This is a genomic window from Phycisphaerales bacterium (genome assembly GCA_035627955.1).
Taxonomy (GTDB): domain Bacteria; phylum Planctomycetota; class Phycisphaerae; order Phycisphaerales; family UBA1924; genus JAEYTB01.
The window spans coordinates 155,881-177,186 of the sequence record DASPKU010000019.1 but is presented as its reverse complement, the minus strand read 5'-3'; the positions used below and the strand labels follow the sequence as shown (position 1 = coordinate 177,186).

Genomic DNA, 21,306 nt, shown 5'->3' with positions numbered 1-21,306 from the left:
ACGGCGCACACCGGTAGTCTGCTACCCTTCCCGGGCATGCCGACTGCCCAAACCATGGCCCCATCCGTGAAGTCCATCCTGAGCGCGGAGCTCCCCTCACTCATCGAGCTGCGGCGCGACCTGCACAAGCACCCCGAACTCTCCTACCAGGAGAGGCGGACGAGCCAGGTGGTGCAGCGCGAGCTCGCGGCGCTTGGCATCGAGTTCAAGGCGGGGCTCGCCAGGGGCACCGGTGTCATCGGCTACCTGCCCGCGACGCAGCCCACCAGCCGCGGCGCAGTCGGCCTGCGGGCCGACATGGATGCGCTGCCGATCGAGGAGCGCACCGGCAAGCCGTACGCGTCGTGCACCAAGGGCGTCATGCACGCGTGCGGGCATGACGGGCACACCACCATCCTCATCGGCGCCGCTCGCGTGCTCGCCAGGCTCGAGCGGCCGCGTCCGGTGACGTTCATCTTCCAGCCCGCGGAAGAGGGCGGCGGCGGCGCCGAGGTGCTCTGCAACGAGGGCGCCCTCGCGGGCGAAGCCCACGGCGGTCTCGGCTCACCCGTGGAGACCATCTTCGGCCTGCACGGCTGGCCCTCGTTCCAGCTCGGGCACGTGGCCAGCCGCCCCGGGCCGCTGCTGGCGGCGACCGATGACTTCGTCGTCACGGTCAAGGGCACGCAGTCGCACGGCGCGTACCCCCACTACGGGCACGACCCGATCGTCGCGTCGGCGCAGATCATCACTGCGCTCCAGACCATCGTGTCGCGCAACGTGGGACCACTCGACAGCGTCGTGGTTTCCATCGGCGCGATCAACGCCGGCACCGCGGACAACATCATCCCCGAGTCGGTCCGCTTCATCGGCACGATGCGCACCCTGAGCAGGGACATGCGCGTGCTGGGTAAGAAGCGGTTCTACGAGATCGTGGAAAACACCGCGAAGGCCATGGGCTGCGCCGCCGAAATCCAGTGGCATCAGGGCTACCCCATCACCGCCAACGACGGGGCCACGACTGAGCGCTTCTTCGAAATCGCCCGCGCGACGCTGGGCGAGGACCGCGTCGAGACCGTCGACCAGCCCACCATGGGCGGCGAGGACTTCTCGTACTACGGCGATCACGCGAAGGCGTGCTTCTTCCTGCTGGGCCTGCGGCCCAAGGGCGCAACGAGCTGCCCCACGCTGCACCAGCCGGACTTTGACTTCAACGACGAGGCCCTGGCGCCTGGGATCGAGATGATGGTGGCGCTGGCGACCAAGGCGTAGTCAGGCAAACATCATCTCAAACGCCCGCCGGTACACCCGGCGCGCCAACTCGTACCCGCCATCGATGCTCCGCGCCAGGAACTCCATCATCAGCCCGCTGTTCACTTCCATGACGCGCGGCCCCGCGGCGGTCTCGATCACATCCACGCTCCCGTAGGCGAGGTTCATCGCTGACGCCGCGCCCGTGGCCAACCGCAGCCCCGCCTCCGCCTCGCGCGACGCGCAGTCCAGCATCCGCACCGTCGCCCCCTGCCCCAGGTTGTGCCGCCAGTTCAGCAGGCGCGTCGTCCCCGCGGGCAGCACCTCTCCCAGACCTGCCACGGCTTCCTCGTCCATGCTGGCGATCAGGCGCGACACGGGCCCGGCGCTCCCCTGCGCCGACACCTGCGACGCGAGGATCTCCAGCACCGTGCGCCTGCCGTCGCCCACCACCGTGGGCCGCAGCTTGGTGTACGCGGCCTCGCACTTCCCGCCCAGCATGATGAACCGGTGCTCCACCGGGGCCTCGAAGTACGGCGAGATCGCCACCGCGTTGGTCTGCTCGAACAGCCGGTACACCGCCTGCTCGAGTTGCACCTCGCTCCGTGCCCGGTACACGCCGCGCCCGCCCGTGCCCTGGTTGTCCTTCACCACCACGTCGAAAGCGTGCTCTCGGGCGTACCGCAGCATCGGTTCCCAGTTGCCCAGGTGCACGACGAACTGGGCCATCTTGGGGTGCAGGAAGAGCCGGTGCTCGACATTCGCGATGCCGGCGGCGGTGAGCACATCCGATGTCGCCGCCTTGTCGTTGGCGATCGCGTGAGTGGCCGCGGTGTTGAGGTCAAGGGCGTAGCCGTGCAGGAACCGCGTCATCGAGCCGCGCGTCAGCCGCAGGATCCACCCCTCGCCGATGCTGTCCACGCGGACGCCCTGCTCCCCCGCCACCTCGTGCAGGATACGGACGATCGCGCGGTCCTTGTTCAGCTCGGGCATGGGGGCATTCTAAGCGTTCGCCGCGGCGTGCCCGGCGATCCTGGCCTCCAGCCCCGCCCGAACGGCCGGCCACTCGCTGTCGAGGATGCTGAATACGGCCGTGTCACGCCAGCGGCCGGACGCCGTCTCCGCGTGCTTGCGGAGGATGCCCTCGAATGTGGCCCCCAGCCTTCCGATGGCCGCGCGTGAGGGCGCGTTGAGCGCATCGGTCCGCAGCTCCACGCGCACGCACCCGAGCGTCCCGAAGGCGTACCGGAGCATCAGCAGCTTGGCATGCGAGTTGACGTGCGTCCGCCGCCACTCACGCCCGATCCAGGTGCTGCCGATCTCAACCTTGCGGCGCTCGGGCTCGATGTTCAGGTACCGCGTGCCGCCCACCACCCGCCCGCTCACCTTGTCGCGCGTGACGAACGGGATGGTCGTCCCCTCCGCCTGCTGGTTCAGCAGCAGCTCGATGTAATCGCGCATCATCTCGGGCGTGGTGATCGGGGCGATCGTGTACCACTTCCAGATATCCGCATCCAGCCCCACGCGGCACCATTCCGCCAGGTGCTCCCGCGTCAGCGGCTCCAGCCGAATCTTGTCGTCTTCCAGCACGCGGGCGGTGAGGTCCATGCACGAATCGTACAGCGTCACCCCACTCGCGCCCCGCCCGCCTCCGCCAGCGCCTTCTCCATCAGCCGCACATCGCGCGGCATGCCGATCTGCTGGAACAGGTCGCGTGCCCGCAGCCAGTGCGCCTTTGCCCCACCCGCGTCGCCGCGTGTCTTGGCGAGCAGGCCCAGGCTGTAGTGCGACCGGGCCATGCCCTCCACGCGTCCCAGCTGCTCCTCGATCGAGAGCGAGGTCAGGTGCATCTTCTCCGCCTCATCCAGCCGCCCGCGCTTCTGGCAGATCAGCCCCAGGTTCCCGTAGTCGCTGGCGAGCCCCTCCAGCCGCCCCAGGCTCTCGTTGATGGTGAGCGCCCGCCGCAGGCACTCCTCCGCGCCATCGAGGTCGCCGCGTGCCTTGAGCACCAGGCCGATGTTGCCATAGCCGTTGGCCATCGCCTCCAGCCGCCCGAGCTTCTCGTCGATCTCCAGCGCCCGCCGCAGCATGTCCTCGGCCCGCGCCAGGTCACCCAGGCGGCGCGAGATCAGCCCAAGGTTGCAGTACTGGTTCGCCATGCCGTGCAGACGCCCGAGCTTCTCCTCTATGCCGAGCGCCCGCCGCAGCATCAGCTCGGCCTGCACCAGGTCGCCCCGCGCCTTGCTCACCAGCCCCATATTGGCGTACGCGTGCGCGAGCCCCTTCTGATCCCCCCGCTTCTTCTGGAGCTCGAAGCCCTTGCGGTGCATGGCCTCCGCGCCGGTGAGATCGCCCTTGAGCTGCAGCAGCATGCCCAGGCACGAGTACGCCGCGGCCATGACGTCCAGGTCCTGTCTCTGGCTCGCGAATGCCAGAGCCTTCTCGAACATCTCCCGCGCCTGCTCGAGCCGGCCGACACGGCGCAGGAACTTGCCATACTCGATGAATGCCCCGGGGTCGTCGCCGCGCGCGACCGCTAGCGCGAAGCACGACTCGGCACCGGCCGCCCGCCCGGCGTCCGCCAGGCGCTTGCCCTCGGCGATCAGCTCCGCCCGCACCAGCCCGGGGGCCACGTCAGCGTCATCGGGCGCCATCTCGTACGAGAACGTCGAGCCCGCGCTGACCGACTCTGCCTCTTGCCGCTCCCGCGCCGCCTCCGCCTTGCGGTCCACCTTCTCCTCGTGGTCCCGCAGCCACAACCCCAGCCGCCGCCGCACGTCCTGGCTCAGCTGCTCCCCAGTGTCGAAGGTGGTGTACGGGTGCTCGTGGTCCAGCTCCAGCCGTTTGCGGAAGTCCAGCACCTGCTTGAGCTGGAAGCTCATCGAGGCGAGGTCCTCCGGGCGCGGCGGCTTGAAACACACCAGCAGCTGCCGCATGGGCATGGCCGCGTCGCGCTGGCAGTCCTGCGCGAGCTCGAACTCCTCCTCGGCGTCGCTGCTGGGGGTGCCCGGGAGGTGCCCCACGTCCCCCGGCTTGGTCCGCCAGCGGTCCTGCAGAAGCAGCACGAAGTAGTCGCACTCGCGCACGTCCTCGTTGATCAGCCCCTGCGGACGCGCCGCCCCGCCCGGCGTCAGCTGCCAGCCGACCGGCACGAACAGCACGCCCCGCGGGATCGCCTGCTCCTGGTTGAACGCGACAATGGTGTCGTGGACCACGCGCCGCTCACTCTCCAGCCCCCCGGGGCTGGAGATGAACACGCGGTAGCTGTGCATGTCGGTGGGCATCTTCACGCTCCTACCGCCCCGAGCGGCCGGCGGTTGCGGCCGCCCGGCGACCTGGGCGGCAAATTTGCAAATGGCAAAGGTTCATAGGGCAAACCCAGAGCGGGCCGTCCGCGTCCGGTCCCATTTGCCCTTTGCCCTTTGCCTTTGGCCTCTGGCCCGCTACACAAACCGCTTCACAAAGCCCAGCCGCGCCGGGGCCAGTTCCGCCACCTCCCGCAGCAGCCCCCGCGCCAGCAGCCGGAAGAGGGCGTAGGCGAGGACGCAGAACATGCCGCCGGCGACCACCACGGCCACTGCCGCGACCAGGCGCGGGTGCAAGCTCGAGCGCTCGAACGCCCGCCAGACCAGCCATTGCCCGCCCCACGCTCCCAGCCCCGCCAGCGCTGCCAGCACCCAGCTCGGCACGGTCGCCGCGAGCACGTTGATCGCGGGCACGCCGACGAGGCTCAGCCCCCGCAGGGCGAGCCCCAGGAAGACCGTGACCATGACGGCCGCCATCGCTACCGCAATCGGCACCGCGTCTCCATTGCCGTACACCGCCCCCAACACCGCGGCGGTCGTGAGGGCCGCGCCCGCGATCGTGACGATGATCGCGCTCGCGCGGAACCGCCCCTGCGCCTGCAGCGCCGGCGAGGGCACCCAAAGCAGCACCCGCCATGGGAACGCCGCGGCCAGGATCATCGCCGGCAGGATCGAGTCCACCCACTTCTCGCCCCAGATCAGAAGGGCCAGCGGCCCGACTGTGGCGAACACTCCGAACGATCCCAGGCTCGACATCAGCGTCATCAGGCGGGCGGCCCGCAGCGTCGCTGCTCGCTGCCGCTCGGGCTCTTCGTTCAGCTTGGAAAGAGCGCTGAAAAGCACCTGCACGCCGGTCGCCGCCAGCAACTGGTCCACCAGCGTCACGATCTGGTACCCCAGCGAGAACACACCCAACTGCTCACTGGTGAGGAAACGCCCCAGGGCGAAGTACGGCCCCTGGTTCACCACCGCGAATGCAAATGTCACCATCACCGCGTTGATGCTCGTGGCCAGCAGCCCCCGCCACAGGTCCACCCGCGCCGGCCGCTTCCACGGCCACTCCCGCACACTCACCGCGTAGGCGATGTTCTCCCACAGGATCACCATCGGGATCGGCAGCACGAAGCTCAGGGGCCCGTACCCCAGCCACGCGAACACCACCGTCGCCACCGCCCGCCCGACCGCCGACACCGTCGTGATGTTCGAGAGCCGGTCGTACCTCAGGTCGATCTGCAGCCGCGCCCACCATACCGTGGCGGCGCTCATGAGCGGCAGTTGCAGGGCCATGATGAGCAGCAGCGGCAGCAGGCGCGGCTCGTTGTACACGTGCGGGCCCGCCGCAACCGGCGCCAGGGCCGCGAGCAGGCCGCCCGTCGCCAGGTTCACCAGCAGCGCCAGCCAGAACACCGGTCCGGCGAGCGTCTCGTACTCCTTGGCCCCGCGCTGGATCAGCACCTGCGGCACCCCGCCGTCCCGCAGGAACTGCGTGAACGCGGCGAAGGAGAACGCCATCGTCCACACGCCCACGTCCTCGCGGCTCACCAGGGCCGCCACGGCCCCGAAGGTGACGACGCTCGCACCCTTGCTGATCACACTCCCCGCCACCATCCACGCCATTCCGCGCCCCACCGTCTTCCCCAGCGCGGGTGCCTGATCCACGCCCGCTTTGGACAGGGGCAGCATGGCCGGATCAACGGCGGGCGAGGGCTCGGGGGCCTGCAATGACGGCTGTGGTTCGGGCATTCGAGGAGCGCAATGGAAGACCGGCAGGGGGCGTACGACCCTGAGGTGTCCATTGATCGGCTGAAATGGCCGCAACCGCCTTGAAGTTCACCGGTAAATGCACCAGACTTTTGGCCCGGGGACCACATGAAAGCAGCCCTACTGAACGCTGTCGTTCTGGTTTCGTTCTTCCCTTTGGCAGCCTCCGCCCAGTCGATCGTCGAGGTCGCGGGCACACGCGAGGTGAAGAGGATCAGCGGAGACGGTCAGCACGCCCTCACGGACACATCGCTCGTCGGCCCTGGGTATCAGCTGCAACGTATCACCCCGGCCGGTACAGAGTGGTACTGCACCGGCCTGTCACATGACGGCTCGACAGTGATGGGCCATCGAACGGTTGATGGCGTCCGCTATCCGGCGCGGTGGACGGCGGTGACAGGCTGGGTGCACTTCAACCTGCCCCAGTCAACTCTTTCCGCAGGGTTCAGCGAGAGCAGCGCCGACGCGAGTTGCATCCTTGGTAGCGCGGAGTTCGGTCCCAATGATTGGCGGAGCTTCCTGTGGCGCGAAAGCACAGGATACCAGTTCATCGACTGCTGCACCGCCACTCCGCCGGGGGGCATCAGCTCTGATGGGAGAACGGTCACCGGGTACCGCTGGATTAGTGCGAGGATGTTCGCGTTCCACTGGCGTCAAGACCAGGGTCTGCAGCAGCTGCCGTTGCCACCTGGCGCACTTTTCTCGTTCCCTTGGGGAATCAGCGGTGACGGTCACACAGTGACCGGCTACTTCAAGATGAATGTGCCGACACCGCCGGCCATCGCTTGTGCCTGGGTCGATGGCCAGCTACGCACCCTGCCTCTGCCGTCAGGCGCGGTCGGCGGGTACGCACTTGAGCCAAGCTCCGATGGACGGATCATCGGGGGCATGTGGTACGACAGCACGAATACACGTCGCGCATGCGTCTGGACCTCCACTGGTGTGCATGACCTGACCACTCTTCTGACGTCCAGTGGCGTCAACCTCAGCAACTGGAGAATCCTGAACGAGTGTCTCGACGTGAGCGACGATGGCTTGAGAGTGGTTGGTTACGGTGAGAACGCACTCTTCAGACGCGCTGGGTGGATTGCGACGTTACCACACACACTCCGGTGCCTCTCAGCGGATATTGATCAAGATGGGGTCACATCCGACGCCGATGTTCAAGCCTTCTTCGCCTGCCTCGGCGGGAACTGCTGCTCGACCTGTGACCAGCGAGCCGCCGACTTCAACGGCGATGGTGACGCCGCCACCGACCAGGACATCGAGAGCTTCTTCCGGGTCCTCATCGGCCAGCACTGCTGATCTCACACGATCTCCCCCGCCACCAGCGTCCGGTCGTCCTCCGGGGGGCGCGCCCGCGTGAACTCGGTCACGCTCTCCAGCACGCCCTGGATGGTCCACCCCGGCTCGGGCATTGCCACACTCGCACCTTGCGTCCGCACCGTGCTCACCAGCCGCTGGTCGAGGCGCTCAGTGCCGAACTCCTCGCCGTCGGGGCTGCGGGCCTCGGTGATGCCGTCGGTGTACAGCAGCAGCCCGTCGCCCGCGTAGAGCGTGGTTGCCGCCTCCCTGTAGGTCGTGCCCTCGAGCACGCCCAGCGGCACGTCGCGCCCACCCTCCAGCCCCTCCACCACCGGGGCCGTGCCGCTGCCCCTGCGCACCCGCGGCGGGTTGTGCCCGGCGCTGGCGTACCGCAGCGTCTTCGCCGCGGGGTCGAACACGCCGTAGAACGCGGTGACGAACCCCGTGTTCCCGCGCGAGTAGGACCTCACCAGCCGCTCGTTGAGGTGCGTGAGCATCTCTGCCGGCTCGTTGGACGCCGCGCACGGGGTCCCCGCGTTGGAGTGGGCCAGGGCGTGCGTGATCGCCATCATCACCGCCGCGGGCGTGCCGTGCCCGCTGACGTCGGCGATCAGCAGCCCCAGCCTGCCGTGGCTGAGCGGGAACAGGTCGTAATAGTCCCCGCCGGCACGGGCCGACGTCTCGTAGTGCGCCGCCAGCCGCAGACCCTTGACATCCGGCAGCGTCGGCGGCAGCAGTGAACGCTGGATCGCGCTCACCGCCTGCAGCTCTCGGTCCAGGGCGTCGTTGGCCTTGCGCAGCTGATCGGCCAGCACCAGGTTGGCCGTCGCCCGGCCGAAGAGGTTCCCCATCCACAGCATCACGGGGGCACGCTCCTCGTTGATGCCGTTCTTCGCCGCCATCAGGGCCACGTTCATGTTGACCGCCTCGCCGTGCTCAAACAGCGGCATTGCGTACAAGGAGCCGTAGCCCTTGAGGTACTCGTACGCCGGGTCACCGGCGTCGACACGCAGGTCCTGGATGATCGTGGGGCGGTCGGCGTACAGCAGCTCCGCCAGCAGCCCGCCGCGCATCAGCGGCAGCTTGTCCTTCTCGGACCACGGATTGATGCTCTCCTTCCAACGCGTGCTCCGCGTGATGCGGAACCACGGCCTCTCCAGGCCCCGGCGCGACAGCGCCATTGTCGCGTCGGTCTTGACCAGCTGCGCCACGGCCGCGCGGTAGGTCCGCACCATGTCCTGCGGGTCCGTCCGCGTGCTCATGTCGCGCATCATCGCGACAACGTGATCCATCTGAGCCTGGGTGGAGCCTTCGAAGAATGCCATGCGGGATGGTAGTGGTGTGAGGCGGTGGTTCCTCGATAATCGAGGCGATCACCCTCATCCAAAAAGGTCCACCTGCAGGCGGCGATTACTTCTTCTTATCGGCGGTCGGAGCAAGTGCACCCGCGTTGGTGCGCCCGTTGACGAAGGAATCGGAAGTCTCGATCGCCGCGGCGAGCGCGCTTGTCGCCGGGGTAGTCAGTGTCGCCAGGTCGGTGTCAGGCGCGGTGCCGACCTCGGCCGCGAGCTTTTCCGCCGCGGCGGTGAGCTCGTGCTCGGCCTTCTCGAGCGACGCGAGGACCTGCTGGGCCTCGAGGTCGGGGGTGGGGAGGCGGCGGACGACGTCCTGCACGCTGGCGACGCGGCGGGAGTATTCCCAGGCGAGGGCGTCCACGCGGTCGGCAGCGGCGCGGGTCATGCCGCGGGAGAGCGAGCCCTCGGGTTTTTCGAGGGCGCGGGCCGCGGCGTCGGCAGCGGCACGGGCTTCGCGGACGCGGAGAGCCAGGCGGTCGTGGGGGTCGCCGGGGAGGTTCTGGGCGGCCTTGTGATAGACCGAGTTGCCGCAAGCCCCGAGCAGGAGCGTGGTTGCGCTCAGGGCTGCGAGCGCGAGCGACTTGCGGAGCGAAAAAGATTGAGCTGGCATCAGACGAACTCCCGCGGCGTGGTGTAGATGTTCATGTACACCAGAATCCAGGTGACCGCCAGATTGAGATGAAGGGAGCGTATCCGATGGGTCAAGGATTTGCAGCTTGTCTAAAAGTGCCGGCGCTGGTCGCGGCGATGGCCGGGGCGGGCGCAGGCGTAGCGCTTCCGGTGCTTGACGCTCGGGCCCACGAGACCGACCAGTACACGCTGCCCCTGGACAAGAAGTTCGCGGACATGGGGGACTGGCTGGACGCGGTGCACTGCCGTGCGGTGGAGGCAGCGGTAGCGCGCCTGAACGCCGATACCGAGAAGGCCCTCGCCGAGCCCGACGCCAAGAAGCGGGAGGCGGCGCTGAACTACATCAGGAACCCGCGGCGCGCGGCGAACCTGGTTCACGACGCCTTCAGCGACGCCTTCCACGAGATCCAGGACATCGAGAGCGCGCTGCGGAGCGGGCCGATGATGCAGTCGTACCCGCAGCAGGTGACGGGGTTCCGCACGGACGACTGGATCTACCGGAAGACGCACTACTGGATCGACCCGCGGAACATCGTGCTGATGTTCAAGAGCTCGACGATGAAGGCGTACGGGACGTACTTCGGCACCGACAAGCTGAGCCACTTCCACCACATGGGCTGGTTCTACTACGACGCGTACCAGCACCAGATCGAGAAGGGCGCGACACCGGAGGAGGCGAGCGCGTATGTGGTGAAGAACTACGCCGACGGCAACGCCATCGGCGAGAACGCCCTGCTGGGGTTCGTGGCGACCGGCGTGTACAGCAACGCCGACCTCGCGGCCAACTTCATGGGGATGAAGTTCAGCATCAACGTGACGCAGCCGGTGACCATCAAGGGAAAGACGTACGAGCCGATGATCGTGCGGAAGGGCGAGTACTTCCGGGTCAACAAGCACGTGCGGCCCGAGAGCGGGTGGTTCGGGGCGTTCGTGGATGACCGCTGGAACGAGGCGCTGAACCCGTCGTGGTACAACTGGGACATCCGCGAGGATGTGCGGGCGGCGCTGGCCTCGCGGGCGGACATCATCGCTCAGTTCTACACGCGGGTGGACGGGCGGCCGGCGGACCCCGCGTACTACGTGGACCTGGCGCACGAACTCTCGACGTACGAGGGCGAGAACTACGGCCACTGCCAGAAGTGGGACCGCATCATGACGGTGGCGCAGGTGTGCTGGCCGGCGTGGTCGGTGACGCCGGGGATGAACAGGGGGACGGAGAGCGCGAAGCCGGAGGGGGCGCCGGAGAGCTGAACCAACCGCGTCAGCCGTTGGGGGTGTCGAGGATCAGCTGCAGGCGGTCGGCCAATTCGGCGGGGTACTTGGCGGGCCAGGACTGGTCGATGAGGCCGACCTTGGCGAGGTCGCGGAGGTGGACGCGATCCTTGTCGCGGAAGGCGGTGAGCTTGATGCGCACGAGGGCCTCGAGCATGAGGACGCGGTAGCCCTCGGGTGCGTCGAGGCTCTCGCTGAGGTCGGGGTTCGCGACCGGCTCGTGATCGCGGACTTTCTCGTTGGCGAAGATGATGTGGATGGCCTCGCGGGGCTTGCCTTCGGTCCCATCGAGGAAGAGATCGAGGCCATCAGCGTGGCGGTAGACGAACCCGACCGATTCGAGCGCGGCTCGAGCGGCGTCCAGGCTTTCACGTCTGATCACCAGGTCGACATCCTGCGTGTTTCGCACGGAGGTCTCGTCGACGCGGGAGACCCAAAGCATGACGGCGTTCCCGCCAACGACCGCGTAGGGGACATTCGCAGCTTTCAGGGCGCCGGTGGCCCGGAAGAGACGTTCGCGCACCTTGGCCACAGCGTTGAGCGCCCTTTCCAATGAGAATGGGCCAAGCGTGACGCCCATGAGCTGATCCTATCAGATGGTCACTCGCCCGGCAGGGGGCAGCTGCCGCCGTGCTTGGCGTGGTAGTCCTGGTGGTAGTCTTCGGCCGGGTAGAAGGGCGTCTTGTCCGTCGCGAGCACGAGCTGCGTCACGATCTTCTTCTTCGCGAAGCGTTCGGTCTTCTGCTGCTCATCGATGAACTTCTTCGCGGCCTCGAGCTGCTTGTCGTCGGCGGCGAAGATGGCGCTGCGGTAGCTGGTGCCGTAGTCGGGGCCCTGGCGGTTGAGTTGCGTGGGGTCGTGGAGCTTGAAGAACCAGGTGAGCAGCTCGGGGTACGTGACCTTGGCGGGGTCGAAGGTGACCTTGACGGTCTCGGCGTGGCCGGTGTTGTCGGCGCAGACTTCCTTGTAGGTGGGCTTGCTCTTGTGGCCGCCCATGTAGCCGCTCACGGCGTCGATGACGCCGGGGACCTGCTGGAAGTGGTCCTCCACCCCCCAGAAGCAGCCGCCGGCGAAGTAGGCGGTCTCGGTCTTCACGGGCCGCGAGGCTTTGGGGAGATCGAGCTTGCCGTCCTTCTTCTCCACGAAGTCGAGGGAGACGGAGTTCAGGCAGAAGCGCAGGCCGGTGGGGCGCGGGCCATCGTTGAAGACGTGGCCGAGGTGGGCGCCACAGCGCTGACAGAGGATCTCGTCGCGGACCATGCCAAGCGAGGTGTCAGAGTGCACGGCGACGTGGTCCCTGTCGAAGGGCTTGAAGAAGCTGGGCCAGCCAGTGCCGGAATCGAACTTGGCATCCGAGGAGAAGAGCGGCAGGCCGCACAGCTTGCAGACGTAGACGCCCTCCTTCTTGTTGTCGAGGAGGTTGCCGCAGAACGGGGCCTCGGTGCCCTTGGCGAGGATCACCTTGGCCTCGTCGGGGGCGAGCTTCTTGGCGAGCTCCTCGATCTTTGACTGCGAGAGCGGCTGGATGTCGTAGCCGGACTTGGAGTACGCGGGAGCCTTAGTTTTCGTGGTGTGCATGTCGGGTTTCCCGGTCTTCTCGGGCTGCGTGCGGGCGAGGCCGAGCGCGGCCGCGGCCATAACGAGGCACCCCACGAGGAAGACCACCAGAACGGCGAGGGTGACGGGCTTCATGGTTTGCTCCCGGGTGGGTTCGATGCAGGCGCCGGCGCCGATGCAGCGGGCACGGGAGTTTATGGGGTGTAGCTCACCCGGGGAGGCGCCGCCCCGCCAGCACCGAGATGAAGACATCTCGGTGGCACGTCAGACCTCGACCACAAGGTACGGCCGCCGGTGGACCTTCATCATGAGCTCCATGGCTACGTTGTAGACGGGCGTCCCCTTGGGGGTCTGGCCTACGGGCGAGCCGCGGTGGGCGTGCCCGTGGAAGGCGGCGACGACATTGAAGCGGTCGATGGTCTCGGCCAGGCGCGAGCAGCCCAGGAACGGGAAAATCTCGGGCGGCTCCCCCATCGCCGTCGCCGCTACTGGCACGTAGTGCATCAGCACCACACTCCGCGGCGTCTCCAGACGCTGCAGGGCGTGCTCCAGCGCGAGCGACTCTTTGAGCGCCTCCGCGACGAAGTGCTTGGTCGCCTCCTCGCCGAAGGAGGAGAGCATGTGGCTGGCGAACCCGCCCCCGAAACCCTTGATGCCGGCGAAACCGACGCCGCCGAGCTCGAAGGTCTCGTCCTCATCGAGAAAGATCACGCCCGCCCGCCGCAGAACGTCCTTGAGCTCCTCGTGCTTGCCGCTGTGGTAGTCGTGGTTGCCCAGCACGGCCAGCACGGGCAGGCGAAGGGCCATCAGGTCCTTGGCCAGGTGCTGGGCCTCTTCGGGCGTGCCGAGGTTGGTGAGGTCGCCACACAAAACAAGGATGTCGGCGTTCTGTGAGATCTCGGCGAACAGCGGGGCGTTGTCGTGGTGGCGGTCCTTGTGCACGTGCAGATCGGCCATGGCGGCGACGCGCACACGCCCGTCGCGGGGCTGGCTGATGATCGGCTGGTAGTTGGGGGCGGTGTCGATCATGGGTGGTCAGGTCGGTCGTGCCGTCAGGTGCGGTCGTCCCCGATGAGGTCGGCGTAGCCCCAGCGCTGGATGTCGGTCTTGTAGTCGTCGCGGGAGAAGATGCGCCCGCGGCAGGCCCGCTTACGCGAGTCGGGCAGGCCGCGCTGGGCGTCGAGACGCTCAAGGAGCTCGTCGAAGAGCCAGTCAGGGACGACGTGCCGCATGCTGGGGTAGATGAAACGGAAGAGCAGGATGTGGACCAGCAGGACCTCCCAGTACTGGTTCATGTGCGCCATGAGGCGACGCCAGTTGATGTGGTGGTGCTGCTTCATAATGACGTGGGCGACGTCGGACCCGTCGTAGCGGGCGCGGTCCATGATGAGGGCCTTGGACCAGACGAGCTCGGTGGGCGGGAGCAGGCGGACGCGGACGCCGAGCACCGTGCCCCAGCACTCCTGGGCGAACCAGGTGTTGTTGACAGGGGCGACGGCGTTGGCGGAGGAAAAGATGACGTCGCAGAAGAACTTGCCGCGGCAGATCTTTGCGATCCAGCGCTCGTCCTCGATGGCGATCTCGTAACCGTGCTGCTTGCAGTAGGCGAGGATGCGGGGGTAGTCGCCAGCGCGGCAGAACACGTCGATGTCTTTGACGGGGCGGTCGATCTGGGTGTAGGCGATCACGGCCCATCCGCCGCCGACGAGGAAGGGGACGCCGGACTCCGAGAGGGTGGCGAGGACGTCGGCGTAGAAGGCATGGGCGCCGACGTAACTGTGCTTGGGGCGCGCGGGTTTCGTGGCGGGCGGCTTGGCGTCCGTGGGTTTGGCGTCGGGGGGCTTGGCGTGCGCGGGCTTGGGCCGTCCTGGCATACGTATTCCTCCGGCGTGGGCGGCTGTGTTAGATTCGCGGGGCTGCGTGAGAGGGGCGTCCAGTGGCCGTGAACCCCAGTTGGTGAGCGGCGGGAAGACGGGGGTATGCTGGGGGAAGCGTGCCGGAACTGCCGGATGTGATGATCTACGTCGAAGCGCTGCGCAAGCGCGTGCTCACGCGCCGGCTCACGGCGGTGCGGGTGCGGTCGCCATTTGTAGTGCGGACGTTCGAGCCGCGGGTGGAGAGCGTGCAGGGGCGCGGGGTGGCAGGGGTGGAGCGGGTGGGCAAGCGCGTGGCGCTGGAGATGGATGGCGGGCTGTTCCTGGTGCTGCACCTGATGATCGCGGGGCGGCTGCGGTGGTTTGATGGTGGTGCGGGGGGTGAGGTGAAGGGCGTGGGGAAAATCGGGCTGGCGGAGTTCCTGTTCGAGAGCGGCACGCTCGTGCTCACCGAGGCGAGCACGCAGAAGCGGGCGTCGGTGCATGTCGTGAGCGGGCGCGCGGGGCTGGCGGAGTTGGACGCGGGCGGAATCGGGGTGCTGTCGTGCACGCCGGCGGAGTTCGCGGAGCGCCTTCGGAGCGAGAACCGCACGCTGAAGCGGGCACTGACGGATCCCAGGAAGTTCGCGGGGATCGGGAACGCGTACAGCGATGAGATCCTGCACGCGGCCAGGATGTCGCCGCTGAAGCTGACGGGCAAGATGACGGACGTGGAGTGCGCGGGACTTCACCGCGCGTGCGTGTCCACGCTGACGGCTTGGTGGGAGCGGCTGCGGGTGGAGTTCGGGCTTGATCAGGGCCCTGGCCGCTTTCCGGGCACGGGAGAGATCACCGCGTTCCGGCCCGACTTCGCCGTGCACGGAAAGTTCGGGCAAGCGTGTCCGGCGTGCGGCTCACGCGTGCAGCGGATTGTGCGGGCGGACAACGAGTGCAACTACTGCCCGGGGTGCCAGACGGGCGGGAAGGTGCTCGCTGACCGGTCCCTGTCGCGGCTGTTCAAGGAGGACTGGGGCAATGCGATGGAATGAGCTCTCGAAACGGTACCCGTGCCAATCCCATAACACCTCATGAGAGAGACCTTGCAGAACCGCTACAACCCACTACACTCGGTCCAGACTTGTGAGGGGGATTACACATGCCAGTTTATCTGCGGTCGCTGCTGATTACCGTGCTGCTTTCTTGTTCGGCAACGCTGCCGGCTTGCCGATCACTCGATTTATCACTTCCCATTCATCGCGACCGGAGTTTCGCGAGTCTCCCGTGGGACCAGGCCTTGGCCGCAAAGCTCCGAAGGGACGACTCGAAGATCCGTACATGGAAGTCGGAGTACGACGAGGCGATCAGAGAGAACGATCGGGACAGCGCGCGACTGCTCCGCGACCGAGTGGTGTACGCACAGATGGCCCTTGTAAGAGAGTACCACGATGTCTATATCCAAGATCGATTCCACGGGGCTGATCTGTCCAGTGATGCAATCGAAGTGGCGACGTTAGGAACTTCGGCAGCCGCAACGGTCGTGGGCGGGATTCCGACGAAGGCCGCGCTTGCAGGAGCATCTACCATTCTTGGCGCCGTCAAGTCGCCGCTGCTCAATGGATTCAGCAGGCTTCGAATCACCGAAGCCATCCTATCGCGGATGGAGAAAAACCGGCACCGAGCACACGAAGCCTTGGTGAGCAGACTTCGGAATGAAGGCGTGGACACGTGCCCACTCGAAGCAGCCGAGCTGGACTGCATCGATTACTTCTACAGCCTGTCCGCCGACCGGGCGGTTGCAGACATCATGTTCGCCGAGGACTAGACACAACGGCTGATCAGTCATCGCCCCGGCAGGTGATCGATCAGGTACGCGAGCAGCACGGCCCGGTTGGGGTGGTTGGTGATCCAGGCGCGCAGGTCGCGGGCTTTTTCGAAGTCAGTCCCGAGTGCCTTGGCGAAGCGGGCCTGGGCGAGGGCTTCGGTTTCGTCGCGGTGCACGCCGCGCTGCCAGAGGGAGTCGCAGATGAACTGGAGGTCGTCGTGGAGGTTGCGGGCCTTGAGGGCTTCCCACTCGTTGCTATCGAGCCACACGCCGTCGCAGCCGCCGCAGTGCTCGACGTGGAAGGCGAGGCCATGGCCGACCTTGTACTTGATGAGCCAGCGGCCGCAGGTGGGGCAGGTCTTGGCACTGGGTGAGTCCGCGACCTGAGGGGTGGGAGAGCCCGGGTCGCGCTCGGGGAGGTTCTCGCCCTTCGCACGCAGCCAGTCCCAGTACTGCTGGCCGGAGATCCAGTTGCCGTGGCAGCCGGCGCAGTGGTTGGAGGCGAGGCCCTGGTCGAGGTCTCGGGTTAGAAACGCGGACTGCTTGCAGGCGGGGCACTTCATGCGCGGAGGATACTGGAAACTCGTGCCACGATCATGCTTCATGATCGTGCTCGCGCGGGGTGGAGACACGATCACGAAGCGTGATCGTGGCACGTTAGCGTTTGTGGTTGGCGATCTGAGCGCTCATGGAGCTGTTGAGCCACCAGAAGCCGAAGCAGCCGACGAGGGTGATGGCGAGCGTCATGCCGAACATGGCGACGGAGGGGTCCATGCCGGCGGCCCGGGCGGCCTCGTAGCAGGCGACGGCGGTGAAGGGGGCGAGCAGGCCGCGAATGCCGTTGAGGGTGACGTGGGTAGCCATGTAGTGGCCGCTCTCGGCGGGGGGCGCGAAGTCGACGTGGCCCAGGTGCCAGGCGAGGTTGCCGCCGCCAAAGGCGATGCCCTGGAAGAAGGCGCCGACGAACATCAGCGGAAGCTCTTTGAAGTAGGCGCCGGCGAGGAAGCAGGAGCCGGAGACGACGAATGCCCAGCTCTGCACGGCCCGGAACTTGACGATGTGGGCCCGATCCATGAGCCGCACCCACAGCGGGATCGCGAGCGGGATCACGATGTTGGTGAGGGAGCTGGCGATCAGGATGCTCTTGAAGTAGCCCAGACCAAAGTGCTCGACGAGGGTGATCACGAGCACGGGCCCGACCATGATGTTGCCGAAGCCCAGTACGAAGAGGCAGCCCATGAACTGGGCGTAGCGCGGGTCCTTGCGGAGGATGCGCCACATGACGACGGGGCCGTCCCAGAAACGCATCAAGCTGGCGGAGCGCTCGCGTGCGAGCTGCACGCGCTCGCCGCGGACGCGCATGCGGCTGTAGGCCAGGACGCCGACGAGCCCCAGGGTGCACGCGATCGGCACGATGACGCGATAGGCCGCGGGGTTCTGCTGATCGAGGATGTAGCCGACGAGGGCGCCGCCGATCGCGACGACGAGCATCTGCACGGTCTGAATGTGGCCGACGATCCGGTGCCGCGACGCGGCGTTGTAGTTCGCCCGCCACACCGCCGGCCTCAGCGTCAGCACCCCTGACCAGCACACGCGAGCCACGATGACAACCGCCACCAGCGCATACAGCCCCGCCGGCGTCTGCGGGATCAGTGCAATGAGCCCCGCCGTGAGCACCACGCACAGCTGCAGCGCATTGATCAGCGGCACCTTGGGCCGACCCTGCCCCAGCGAGCCCCAGAAGAAGCTGAGCAGGTTGGCGAGCTCGCCCGTCGCCCCAAGCACAGCGACCAGGATGTTGAGTGTGGCCAGCGGCAGCAACCCGTCGTAGGTCTGCCTGGTAAACACGCCGATGACGTTGCCGTCGATCACCATCAGCGTCATCGCGAAGAAGAACGTGGTGATCAGTTCAAGCGCGTACGAGCGCCGACTCAGGACAGGTTGTGACGAGGGGTGGAACGACGTCACGGCACGCGCCGCACGCCCCAGGACAGGGGTCTGCGACAGCACGCCGACGGATGAAGGTGCTTGTAACGGCAATCTGAGACAGGATATCGGTCACTCCGGCACGGTCTGACGCAAGACGTGCAAGAACCCTGCCGATGGAAACATGTGGGAGCACCCAGCGGGGGTGCGTGACGGACGACCGTGAGCGGCGGCCGTCATAGGCAAAGAGACGGGAATCCCCCCTTCCCGTTTGTGCGAACACTCTGGCGTACCCTAGGTGCCCCATGCCAACCTCAACACCCGCGCAACCCCAGCCGACGCACCCTGAGAACGACTACGTGCTCGGCACCGGCGTTGACGAATCCGTACGCCTGGGACTCCAGCACCGCCTGTGGTCCGCGGCCACCCATGAGCTGTGGGAGAAGGCCGCGATCCAACCCGGCCAGACGGTGATGGACCTCGGCTGCGGCCCGGGGCACGCCACGCTCGACCTTGCCCAGATCGTGGGACCGACTGGGCGCGTGGTCGCGATCGACGAGTCCGCGGCGTTCCTCAAGCAGCTGCACGACGCCGCGGTCCTCCGCAAGGCCCTGCACATCGAGCGCGTGCTCGGCGACGTGCAGGACCTGTCCGAGGTCTTGGCCGGCGAAGAGAACACCGTCGACGTTGCATACGCCCGGTGGGTGTTCTGCTTCCTCGAGCGTCCGGAGGACGTGATCAAGGGCCTTGCCCAGATCGTGAAGCGCGGCGGGCGCATCGCCATCCAGGATTACTTCAACTACGAGCGTTCGCTGACGCTGGCGCCCCGGCGCGAGGCCTTCTCGCGGGTGATCAGCGCGGTCGCGGCCTCCTGGCGGGCCCGCGGCGGCGACACCGACATTATGGGACGCCTCCCCGGCATGCTGCTGGCCAACGGCTTCCGCATCGATCACATCGGCGTGGTGCAGCGGATCGCCCGTCCGGGCAGCTCGCTCTGGCACTGGCCGAACACGTTCTGGCAGACCTTCCTGCCCAAGCTTGTCGAGAGCGGGTTCATTACCCGTGAGGACAAGGAGGCGTTCGACGCCGCGTGGGAAGAGGCGAGCTGTGATCCCGGTGCCTTCGTGCAGCTGCCGCCGGTGTACGAGCTTGTGGCGACGCGGGTCTGACTGGTAGCGTTCGTAGGCTCCTGCTGGACAAGATTCTTTCCTGTAATACAGTAACTCTGATCGCGGGCCGGAAACCCGTGTGAGAGAGGTTCTTCAATGCGCAACTTCTGCCTGGCCGCGGCCTTGGTCGGTTCTGCTGTCGCTCCGTCTGCCTTCGGCGTGATCAACCCGTTCACCGAGGACTTCTCGCTGAACGCCTCGGGCTGGACCAACTTCAACAACTCGGCCCCGCTGAGCTACTTCGGGGCGGGCGGTCCGAACAACAGCAACTACGTGTCGGGCTCGTTCAACTTCGTGAGCCAGGCGGCGAACGCGACGCCGGTGATCGTGCGCGGCGAGGGCGGGTTCAGCGGCGGGGCGTTCAACGGCAACTGGATCACCTCGGGCGTGACCACGATGACGGTGTGGGTGCGGCACAACGCGCCGCAGCCCCTGAGCTACTTCGCCCGCATGGCCCAGACGCCCTTCCCGGGCGCAATCGCGGTGGCATTCGCGCCGGTGGCCCCCAACACGTGGACGCCGCTGAGCTTCGCGATCAACGCGAGCAGCCCGCAGTTCATCAACTTTGAGCAGAGCGACTTCGCGACGGTGTTCAGCAACATCTCGCGGATCCAGTTCGGCGTGATGGTGCCGCAGGCCCTGGCGGGCGTGGACCAGGGCTTCACCTTTGACTTCGATCGCGTAGCGATCGTGCCGGCGCCCGGGGCGCTGGCGCTGGTTGGTCTGGCTGCGTTGGGCGCGGCCCGCCGGCGGCGCTGAGACGGTCCGAATAGAGGCTCAACGAGTAGAGGCTCACGTCCCAAGGGGGGTGTTGAGCCTCTAACCAATTCCGGGCGGGCCCGTGCAACCATCGCAACGGTGTTAGTGTACACTAAACACCGGGAGGTTGCCATGGCGCAGGTGGATCAAGCGGTTGCTCAGGCCAGTGTCATTCCGAAGCGCGGCCGGCGCGTCAAGCTGCTGATTGCCGCGGCGGTGTGCGTGGCGGCGGTGTTGTTCGCGTCCACACGGTGCTCGGTGATGATGCCAGGGGACAGCTTCAAAGGCCCGCTGCCGGCGATCACGCCGGTGCAGCTGTCGCTCGCCGAGGAGATGCGGCGGGACGTGCAGGTGCTGGCGGGGCGGATCGGCGAGCGGAACGTGTTCCAGCCGCACAAGCTCGCGGCGGCGGAGGACTACATCGCGGCGCAGCTGGCGAAGGCCGGCTACCGGGTGGAGTGGCAGACGTTCCCGGTGAACGGGGTGGCGTGCAGCAACCTGATCGCGGAGCTGCGCGGTACAACGCGGCCGGATGAGATCGTCATCGTGGGCGCGCACTACGACGCGGTGCAGGGGTGCCCGGCGGCTAACGACAACGGGAGCGGCACTGCGGCGACGATGGCGCTGGCGCGGCACTACGCCGGGAAGCCAATGGCGCGGACGGTGCGGTTCGTGCTGTTCGTGAACGAGGAGCCGCCGTTCTTCTGGACCGATGAGATGGGCTCGCTGGTGTACGCGCGGGCGTGCAAGCAGCGCGGCGACAACATCGTGGGCATGCTGAGCCTGGAGACGATGGGGTACTTCACGGATGTGGACGGGAGCCAGAGCTACCCGCCGCCGGTGGGCGCGGTGTACCCGAAGAAGGGCAACTTCATCGGGTTCGTGGGGATGGGCGAGGCGGAAGTGTTCGTCAAGCGGTGCGTGGCCGCGTTCCGGCGCACGGTGGACTTCCCCAGCGAGGGCGCGGCTCTGTCGAGCTTCGTGCCGATGGTGGGCGCGAGCGACCACTGGTCGTTCTGGAAGCAGGGGTACCCGGCGCTGATGGTGACGGACACGGCGCCGTACCGGTACCCCCACTACCACAAGGCGACGGACACGCCGGACAAGCTGGATTATGAGCGGATGGCGCGGGTGGTGACGGGGCTGATGGGGGTGGTGAACGATCTGGCGGGGGCTCCAGAAGCGCGCGAGTGAAACGACGATATCTTGCACGGCATATATCTCGTGTGGTATACTTCTCCAAGTGACGCCGCGCCACCTGCAACTTCACGCCTTCCGGCGGAACATGACCGCGCCCGATAAGCGGGTTCGCATCGGGCGCGGGAGATCGGGGCTTGGCGAGGACGCCGTCCAGTCTGATTG

Annotated in this window: 20 protein-coding genes; 8 read left to right on the top strand and 12 right to left on the bottom strand. The window is 67.1% G+C overall.

From position 1 onward, the window contains the following. The first annotated feature begins 36 nt into the window (after positions 1-36). The gene (locus VD997_15510; GenBank protein HYE63399.1) at positions 37-1,251 is read left to right on the top strand and encodes an amidohydrolase; all 1,215 of its coding nucleotides are present in this window, start codon (positions 37-39) and stop codon (positions 1,249-1,251) included. Here VD997_15510 and VD997_15505 read toward each other — a convergent pair whose 3' ends face one another. The 4 genes from VD997_15505 to VD997_15490 form a co-directional block, all read right to left on the bottom strand. Then, positions 1,252-2,223: a hypothetical protein gene (locus VD997_15505; GenBank protein HYE63398.1), complete on the bottom strand. Its 972-nt coding sequence runs from the start codon at positions 2,221-2,223 to the stop codon at positions 1,252-1,254. It abuts the gene before it with no gap. 9 nt (positions 2,224-2,232) lie between these two features. Continuing rightward, complete coding sequence (locus VD997_15500) at positions 2,233-2,838, bottom strand: GNAT family protein (GenBank protein HYE63397.1); 606 nt, start codon at positions 2,836-2,838, stop codon at positions 2,233-2,235. 17 nt (positions 2,839-2,855) lie between these two features. Next, positions 2,856-4,514, bottom strand: a complete 1,659-nt coding sequence (locus VD997_15495; GenBank protein ID HYE63396.1) for a tetratricopeptide repeat protein — start codon at positions 4,512-4,514, stop codon at positions 2,856-2,858. Positions 4,515-4,673: 159 nt separating this feature from the next. Beyond that, positions 4,674-6,278 (bottom strand): oligosaccharide flippase family protein, encoded by a 1,605-nt coding sequence (locus VD997_15490; GenBank protein ID HYE63395.1) that lies wholly within the window; start codon positions 6,276-6,278, stop codon positions 4,674-4,676. Between the two features lie 126 nt (positions 6,279-6,404). Here VD997_15490 and VD997_15485 point away from each other — a divergent pair, with 126 nt between their 5' ends. Further along, positions 6,405-7,601 carry a hypothetical protein gene (locus VD997_15485; protein HYE63394.1) on the top strand — a complete coding sequence of 399 codons (1,197 nt, stop codon included), beginning with the start codon at positions 6,405-6,407 and terminating at the stop codon, positions 7,599-7,601. A 2-nt stretch (positions 7,602-7,603) separates the two neighbouring features. On the opposite strand, the gene VD997_15480 is transcribed toward VD997_15485, so the two are convergent. Next, positions 7,604-8,926, bottom strand: coding sequence for a PP2C family protein-serine/threonine phosphatase (locus tag VD997_15480; GenBank protein HYE63393.1), 1,323 nt, complete (start codon positions 8,924-8,926; stop codon positions 7,604-7,606). 85 nt (positions 8,927-9,011) lie between these two features. Further along, positions 9,012-9,566, bottom strand: a complete 555-nt coding sequence (locus tag VD997_15475; GenBank protein ID HYE63392.1) for a hypothetical protein — start codon at positions 9,564-9,566, stop codon at positions 9,012-9,014. Between the two features lie 170 nt (positions 9,567-9,736). Here VD997_15475 and VD997_15470 point away from each other — a divergent pair, with 170 nt between their 5' ends. Then, complete coding sequence (locus tag VD997_15470; GenBank protein HYE63391.1) at positions 9,737-10,837, top strand: hypothetical protein; 1,101 nt, start codon at positions 9,737-9,739, stop codon at positions 10,835-10,837. 10 nt (positions 10,838-10,847) lie between these two features. Here the strand turns inward: VD997_15470 and VD997_15465 are convergent, their stop codons facing one another. From VD997_15465 to VD997_15450, 4 genes are all read right to left on the bottom strand, one after another. Further along, entirely contained in the window at positions 10,848-11,438 is a 591-nt protein-coding gene (locus VD997_15465) for a hypothetical protein (GenBank protein ID HYE63390.1), read from the bottom strand. 20 nt (positions 11,439-11,458) lie between these two features. After that, a complete protein-coding gene (locus tag VD997_15460) occupies positions 11,459-12,550 on the bottom strand; it encodes a bifunctional methionine sulfoxide reductase B/A protein (GenBank protein HYE63389.1) in 1,092 nt (363 codons plus the stop codon). Between the two features lie 129 nt (positions 12,551-12,679). Further along, on the bottom strand, positions 12,680-13,444 hold the full coding sequence (locus VD997_15455) for a metallophosphoesterase (protein HYE63388.1): 765 nt from the start codon (positions 13,442-13,444) through the stop codon (positions 12,680-12,682). 23 nt (positions 13,445-13,467) lie between these two features. Continuing rightward, on the bottom strand, positions 13,468-14,289 hold the full coding sequence (locus VD997_15450) for a hypothetical protein (protein HYE63387.1): 822 nt from the start codon (positions 14,287-14,289) through the stop codon (positions 13,468-13,470). A 119-nt stretch (positions 14,290-14,408) separates the two neighbouring features. Between VD997_15450 and VD997_15445 the strand changes: the two genes are divergently transcribed. Further along, positions 14,409-15,317 carry a DNA-formamidopyrimidine glycosylase family protein gene (locus tag VD997_15445; protein ID HYE63386.1) on the top strand — a complete coding sequence of 303 codons (909 nt, stop codon included), beginning with the start codon at positions 14,409-14,411 and terminating at the stop codon, positions 15,315-15,317. 245 nt (positions 15,318-15,562) lie between these two features. Continuing rightward, positions 15,563-16,090: a hypothetical protein gene (locus VD997_15440; protein ID HYE63385.1), complete on the top strand. Its 528-nt coding sequence runs from the start codon at positions 15,563-15,565 to the stop codon at positions 16,088-16,090. A 17-nt stretch (positions 16,091-16,107) separates the two neighbouring features. Here the strand turns inward: VD997_15440 and VD997_15435 are convergent, their stop codons facing one another. Together VD997_15435 and VD997_15430 are read right to left on the bottom strand one after the other, a co-directional pair. After that, a complete protein-coding gene (locus tag VD997_15435) occupies positions 16,108-16,653 on the bottom strand; it encodes a zf-TFIIB domain-containing protein (protein HYE63384.1) in 546 nt (181 codons plus the stop codon). 94 nt (positions 16,654-16,747) lie between these two features. Beyond that, positions 16,748-18,130, bottom strand: a complete 1,383-nt coding sequence (locus VD997_15430) for an MFS transporter (GenBank protein ID HYE63383.1) — start codon at positions 18,128-18,130, stop codon at positions 16,748-16,750. A gap of 191 nt (positions 18,131-18,321) precedes the next feature. On the opposite strand from VD997_15430, the gene VD997_15425 reads away from it, so the two are divergent. The 3 genes from VD997_15425 (at position 18,322) to VD997_15415 (ending at position 21,138) form a co-directional block, all read left to right on the top strand. Beyond that, entirely contained in the window at positions 18,322-19,185 is an 864-nt protein-coding gene (locus VD997_15425) for a methyltransferase domain-containing protein (protein ID HYE63382.1), read from the top strand. 96 nt (positions 19,186-19,281) lie between these two features. After that, positions 19,282-19,944, top strand: a complete 663-nt coding sequence (locus tag VD997_15420; protein HYE63381.1) for a hypothetical protein — start codon at positions 19,282-19,284, stop codon at positions 19,942-19,944. A 132-nt stretch (positions 19,945-20,076) separates the two neighbouring features. Then, positions 20,077-21,138, top strand: coding sequence for a M28 family peptidase (locus VD997_15415; protein HYE63380.1), 1,062 nt, complete (start codon positions 20,077-20,079; stop codon positions 21,136-21,138). The last annotated feature ends 168 nt before the right edge of the window (positions 21,139-21,306 follow it).

Excerpts from the sequence above, each read along its gene's own strand:
- VD997_15475 (HYE63392.1), bottom strand. The coding sequence starts at position 9,566 with ATGCCAGCTCAATCTTTTTCGCTCCGCAAGTCGCTCGCGCTCGCAGCC.
- VD997_15465 (HYE63390.1), bottom strand. The coding sequence starts at position 11,438 with ATGGGCGTCACGCTTGGCCCATTCTCATTGGAAAGGGCGCTCAACGCT.
- VD997_15415 (HYE63380.1), top strand. The coding sequence starts at position 20,077 with ATGGCGCAGGTGGATCAAGCGGTTGCTCAGGCCAGTGTCATTCCGAAG.
- VD997_15435 (HYE63384.1), bottom strand. The coding sequence starts at position 16,653 with ATGAAGTGCCCCGCCTGCAAGCAGTCCGCGTTTCTAACCCGAGACCTC.
- VD997_15480 (HYE63393.1), bottom strand. The coding sequence starts at position 8,926 with ATGGCATTCTTCGAAGGCTCCACCCAGGCTCAGATGGATCACGTTGTC.
- VD997_15500 (HYE63397.1), bottom strand. The coding sequence starts at position 2,838 with ATGGACCTCACCGCCCGCGTGCTGGAAGACGACAAGATTCGGCTGGAG.
- VD997_15460 (HYE63389.1), bottom strand. The coding sequence starts at position 12,550 with ATGAAGCCCGTCACCCTCGCCGTTCTGGTGGTCTTCCTCGTGGGGTGC.
- VD997_15485 (HYE63394.1), top strand. The coding sequence starts at position 6,405 with ATGAAAGCAGCCCTACTGAACGCTGTCGTTCTGGTTTCGTTCTTCCCT.
- VD997_15455 (HYE63388.1), bottom strand. The coding sequence starts at position 13,444 with ATGATCGACACCGCCCCCAACTACCAGCCGATCATCAGCCAGCCCCGC.
- VD997_15420 (HYE63381.1), top strand. The coding sequence starts at position 19,282 with ATGCGCAACTTCTGCCTGGCCGCGGCCTTGGTCGGTTCTGCTGTCGCT.
- VD997_15490 (HYE63395.1), bottom strand. The coding sequence starts at position 6,278 with ATGCCCGAACCACAGCCGTCATTGCAGGCCCCCGAGCCCTCGCCCGCC.
- VD997_15495 (HYE63396.1), bottom strand. The coding sequence starts at position 4,514 with ATGCCCACCGACATGCACAGCTACCGCGTGTTCATCTCCAGCCCCGGG.
- VD997_15450 (HYE63387.1), bottom strand. The coding sequence starts at position 14,289 with ATGCCAGGACGGCCCAAGCCCGCGCACGCCAAGCCCCCCGACGCCAAA.
- VD997_15510 (HYE63399.1), top strand. The coding sequence starts at position 37 with ATGCCGACTGCCCAAACCATGGCCCCATCCGTGAAGTCCATCCTGAGC.
- VD997_15505 (HYE63398.1), bottom strand. The coding sequence starts at position 2,223 with ATGCCCGAGCTGAACAAGGACCGCGCGATCGTCCGTATCCTGCACGAG.
- VD997_15425 (HYE63382.1), top strand. The coding sequence starts at position 18,322 with ATGCCAACCTCAACACCCGCGCAACCCCAGCCGACGCACCCTGAGAAC.